Origin of the sequence: Acidocella sp., from assembly GCF_013044125.1 — a bacterium.
Classification (GTDB): domain Bacteria; phylum Pseudomonadota; class Alphaproteobacteria; order Acetobacterales; family Acetobacteraceae; genus Acidocella.
In genome coordinates, this window is record NZ_JABEVC010000205.1 from 1 (window position 1) to 5068 (window position 5068).

The 5068-nt window shown below is 62.9% G+C and carries 6 protein-coding genes; all 6 read right to left on the minus strand.

Features of this window, described 5'->3' with window-relative positions; all coding sequences use genetic code 11:
• Nucleotides 1-96, minus strand: a 96-nt coding sequence (locus HKL97_RS12600) for a F0F1 ATP synthase subunit gamma (RefSeq protein ID WP_291425885.1), incomplete at its 3' end; no start/stop codon positions are given.
• 6 nt (nucleotides 97-102) lie between these two features.
• A complete protein-coding gene (atpA, locus tag HKL97_RS12605; protein ID WP_291425877.1) occupies nucleotides 103-1635 on the minus strand; it encodes a F0F1 ATP synthase subunit alpha in 1533 nt (510 codons plus the stop codon).
• A gap of 1 nt (nucleotide 1636) precedes the next feature.
• Nucleotides 1637-2233 (minus strand): ATP synthase F1 subunit delta, encoded by a 597-nt coding sequence (gene atpH / locus HKL97_RS12610; RefSeq protein ID WP_291425879.1) that lies wholly within the window; start codon nucleotides 2231-2233, stop codon nucleotides 1637-1639.
• 11 nt (nucleotides 2234-2244) lie between these two features.
• Nucleotides 2245-2574 carry a DUF2889 domain-containing protein gene (locus tag HKL97_RS13710; protein WP_363238880.1) on the minus strand — a complete coding sequence of 110 codons (330 nt, stop codon included), beginning with the start codon at nucleotides 2572-2574 and terminating at the stop codon, nucleotides 2245-2247.
• A 245-nt stretch (nucleotides 2575-2819) separates the two neighbouring features.
• The gene (locus HKL97_RS12615; protein ID WP_291425881.1) at nucleotides 2820-3803 is read right to left on the minus strand and encodes a Hint domain-containing protein; all 984 of its coding nucleotides are present in this window, start codon (nucleotides 3801-3803) and stop codon (nucleotides 2820-2822) included.
• A 706-nt stretch (nucleotides 3804-4509) separates the two neighbouring features.
• On the minus strand, nucleotides 4510-5068 hold a 559-nt coding region (locus HKL97_RS12620; RefSeq protein ID WP_291425883.1), incomplete at its 5' end, for an exodeoxyribonuclease VII large subunit.

A 5068-nucleotide genomic window follows, 5' to 3' on the forward strand; every position in this document is an offset into this window, starting at 1 on the left:
CAGTTTCGCCGCGGCGACCATCTTCATGGCGCTGGTGATTTTTTGCGTCGATTTCACACTGTTGATGCGATTGCGCAGGGTTTTCAAACTGGGCATCGGAAATTATCCAAATGTACGGAGTAAGTTCTCGATGAAGGCGATCAGCTTGGTCTCGGTATCGGGCTTGATCTGCTGGTCGTTGCGGATCGCCGCGATGATGGCGGGCTCGCGCGCCTTCAGCTCGGAGAGCAGGTGCGACTCGAACTTGCCAACCGAGGCCACGGGCAGAGCGTCCAGGTAGCCGCGGGTGCCGGCGAACACCGACACCACCTGATCTTCCACCGGGAGGGGGTGGTATTGCGGCTGCTTCAACAGCTCGGTGAGGCGCGCGCCACGGGCGAGCAGCTTCTGGGTCGAGGGGTCGAGATCGGACGAGAACTGCGCGAAGGCCGCCATTTCACGGTACTGCGCGAGGTCCAGCTTAATTTTGCCGGCGACCTGCTTCATCGCCTTGATCTGCGCGGCGGAGCCAACGCGAGACACCGACAAACCGACGTTAACAGCCGGGCGGATGCCCTTGAAGAATAGCTCGGTCTCCAGGAAGATCTGGCCGTCAGTGATGGAGATCACGTTGGTCGGGATGTAGGCGGAGACGTCGCCGGCCTGGGTCTCGATGACCGGCAGGGCGGTGAGGGAACCGGCGCCCTTGTCGTCCGACATTTTGGCGGCGCGTTCCAGCAGGCGCGAATGCAGGTAGAACACGTCGCCCGGATAGGCTTCGCGGCCCGGCGGACGGCGCAGCAGCAGCGACATCTGGCGGTAGGCGACGGCCTGCTTGGAGAGGTCGTCATAGGCGATCAGCGCGTGCATCGCGTTGTCGCGGAAGTATTCGCCCATGGTGCAGCCGGTGTAGGGGGCGAGATACTGCATTGGCGCCGGGTCGGACGCGGTGGCGGCGACGACGATGGAGTATTCCATCACGCCCTGCTCTTCCAGCGTGCGCACCAGCTGCGCCACGGTCGAGCGCTTCTGCCCGATGGCGACATAGATGCAGTAGAGCTTCTTGCTCTCATCAGTGCCGGCGTTGATGGTTTTCTGGTTGATGATGGTGTCGATGATGACGGCGGTCTTGCCGGTCTGGCGGTCGCCGATGATCAGCTCGCGCTGGCCGCGGCCGATGGGGATCAGCACGTCGATCGACTTGATGCCGGTCTGCATCGGCTCGTGCACCGATTTGCGCGGAATGATGCCTGGGGCCTTGGTCTCGACCAGGCGGCGCTCGGTGGCCGCGATCGGGCCTTTGCCGTCAATCGGGTTGCCCAGCGCGTCGACCACGCGGCCCAGGAGGGCCTTGCCGACGGGAACGTCGACGATCTGGCCGGTACGGGTGACGGTGTCGCCCTCGCGGATCTGGCGGTCATCGCCGAAGATAACGGCGCCGACGTTGTCCTGCTCCAGGTTCAACGCCATGCCCTTGATTCCGGCGGCGGGGAATTCCACCAGCTCGCCGGCCATCACATTGGTCAGGCCGAAGATACGGGCAATGCCGTCACCCACGGAGAGGACCTGGCCGGTCTCGGCCACGTTCGATTCGGTGTCGAAATCCGCGATCTGGCGTTTCAGAATCTCGGAGATTTCGGCTGGGCGGATCTCCATGTCAGGCAGCTCCCTTTAGAGAATAATTGAGCCGGTTAAGGCGTGATTTAAGGCTGGTGTCGTAAAGTTTTGCGCCAATTTGGAGCACCATGCCGCCGAGCAGGCTGGCGTCGGTGTGCTCAATCAGTTTGACGCTGCCGTAGCCGGCCTCGGTGAGGCGGGCGGTCAGCTGGGTGCGCTGCAGGTCGCTCAGGGCCTGCGCGGAAGTGACGTTTACCACCACCTCGCCGCGCTTGGCGGCGACGTAGGCGGCGAATCCGTTGATCAGCGCCGGAAGCTCGGCCAGACGGCGGTTGGTGATGACCACATTCACGAAATTGCGGATCATGGGCAGGAAACCCTGCTCGGAGAGTGCTGCGGTCAGCGCCGGGGCGATGCGTGATGCGTCCGTCAGCGGGTTGTCAACCAGGCGCTTCAGCTCCGGGTTTTGCGCGATCAGGCTGCCGAGGGCGGCCATCTGGCCGATCACCTCGCCTAGGATGTTCTGCTCAAAAGCCAGGGCATAGAGCGCAGCCGAGTAGCGCGCGGATAGTCCTGTCTCGCCAGTGCCGGGAATGTCGACCAAATTACAGTGCTCGCCTTGTGTTTTTTGTGGCATGCGGCCCCATGTTACAGGGTCCGGCGGGGCAGTAACATAGGGTTGCGCGGCCAGCAAGGCCGCAATGCCGCCGAATTGGCAAAGAGTGCATGTGCGCGCTCAGTTATCGGCGCTGGATGCGGCTGGCGGGCGGCTGGCGAGCGGGCCGGCCTCATTATAGGCGAAACAGGTGTTGAGCAGGGCCACGGGGATGCCCGCGGCGATGCGGGGGAATTTTGTTTCATCCGCCGGGGGGGGGTGTGCGCGCGGATGCCGTGCATGGTCTGAAATGACACAGTGGCGAGAGGTTGGAGCAGCTCGCGCAGATGCGTGCACCCGGCGACGCCGCCGATGCGGAGCATTGCCGCCCGGAGGAAGCTCTTGCCGATTTTCAGTGGGCCTGGTTGCTCCAGCTGTAGGTTTTGGTGCCGGTCATATGGGCTTCGATGCCAAAGTAGTGCTAGGCCGTTCGCGCGGTCATAGCCGCGGAGCTGAGTATCGCGCTGGTGCAGCAGTTTGCGGGGGCGTGGCGCGGCAAAAGACAGGCGCAAGAAAAAACCCCGCCGGAGACCGGCGGGGTTTTTGAGGGCATGGCCGCCGGGTGGTTTCAGGCGGCGGTGGCGATGGGCGCGCCGGACAGGGCGGTTGCACGCCGGGCGAGGTGAGCGCGGATCGCCACGGGAACCTGGCGTGTGGCTTTGGCGCGCGGCAGGTCCATCTCGGTGATGGCGCTGGCATCGGCCAGGGCCTCGTGCTCGGCCCAATTGTCAAACGCCATGCGGTCGACGTTGTCGACAAAGGTTTCCGCCGGGGTGTTCTCGGCCAGGATCAGCGAATGGTCGGCCAGCTCCACATGATGATAGGTGAAGGTGACGGGGACATTGGCCTCACGGAAGATCGATACACCGTTAACCAGGGCGGCGGCCTGGATCAGCACGCCATCGATGAGCAGGGCGTGGTCCGGGGATACCAGCAGGTCACGCGCGGGAACGCCCTCGGCCAGCGCGCCGGCCTTGATGTGGATCGGCAGCACGCGCAGCGGATCGGCAAAGCGGGTGGAAACCGTTTGGCGGCCCATCCAGCGCACCGGCGCGGATTTGCCAGCGGCGGTCAGCACCAGATCACCGGCACGCAGAGTCTCGACGGCTTTTTCGCCGTCCGGCGTGGCGATTAGCGTGCCGGGGTAGAAGCAGATTACGTCGTAGGTGTAGCCGGGGGAGGTGGTGCTGGGATAAGACGGGAGAATGCCGGGCTGCGCGGCGCCGAGTGTGTAGATGTTGCTGCCTGACGAATTGTAGATGAGGATCGCGAGGTTTGAATTGGAGCCGGTAGAGGTGCCCGCCACGCTTAGGTTGCCGGTCGCATCGCCCGCCGCGACGGTATAGACCCAGGTGGTTCCATTATAGATCGCGTGGCCGCCGTTGCTCAGCAAAAAATAGTCGCCAATGGTTGGCGTATATGACTGGCCGCCGCTGGTGGCGTTCAGTTTCAGAGCAAGGGATACCGTATCGCCGGCGGATAATTCCTCAACGGTGCCAACCAGTGTGCCGCCGGTTTCGGCCCAGGTAATCGTATTCACATGAGTTGTCATGAGCGAACCTCCGTCACGTGGCATGGGCGGCCACTGGAAAAATTAAAAATTCAAAGGCGGGGAGCGGAACAATCCGCGCCGGTCGGGGCATCTATTCCAGGTTCCGATGTTGTGAGTCAACGAATTTATTGCCAGGACGAATTGTTATTACGTTGATAAATAATGATAAATTGTGCCGCTTCGCGGGTTCTCGCGATAATGTGATCGTTGTCTTTGTGCAACTTTAGAGGGAGTTTTAAGGATGGACGGTCGCGCAGGACGCTTGCCGCGTGATCTTTTGCTGAAACCGAAATAAAAAATCTATATGTATAACCGATAAATAATTAAATTAGTGCATAATTGTGCGTGAATTTTTTTCGCAATCTTTGCGCGTATGACGGGCTGAATTTCGCGCGGTGATTGTTGGGCGCGTTTTTCTCTGAATTTTGAAAAACTGTGCTGATAGCGGCAGCGAATTAAACTATCACAATTTGGTGATCGAAACGAGATGGTTCGGATTGTGCAATCTTTGCGGGAGCTGCCGGCGGCATTCGCGCGCAGGGTGTGAAGTCTCAGGTTGTGGTGCTTTGTGTGGTGTTAGTTGCCGGGTTGTGTGCAGGCCCGGCCAGGGCTCAGGCGGGGTGTCCGTTGTTGGGGCGAAACGGTGTGCGGGCGAAGGTGGAGGCGCTGCCGCGGTGCCTGAGGGTGACGAGCCGCCGCGGGGCGATCAGATCCCCAGATCAAGCTGGGCGGTTTTGGCGGCGGCCTTTGCCGCGATGTCGCCGTCGGCGAATTTGATGGTGAGCGCCGCGCCGGGAGATACCTGGGCGGCGCTGGAGATGGGCGTGCCCTTGGCGTTGGTGACCAGGGCGAAGCCGCGCGCCAATACGGCGGCGTAGGAGACGCTCTCCAGCCGGGCGGCGAGGTTTTCCAGCCGCAGGCGGGATTCGCGCAGACGCCCGGGCAGCGGGGCGCCGAGGCGTTGCGCCAGCAGGGCGGCGGCGTTTTGGCGGGTGCGCAACTGGTTGGGCAGGGCGGCGGCGAGGCGTTGCGCCAGCAGGGCCACCGCGTTGCGCCCGCGCGCCAGCAGCTCACGCGGGTGAACCAGCCGGGCGGCCAGGCGCTCCAGCCCGGCGCGGCGGAGGGTGAAGAAATTGGGCAGCGCCAGGGCGAGGCGCTCGCCACGGTCATCCAGCCGCTGGCGGGCGGCGCCGAGGATGCTGGGCAGGTCCGGCAGTTTGGCGCCGGCGCGGTCCAGCAGCAGGCGCGCCTGGGCGGTGGTGCGC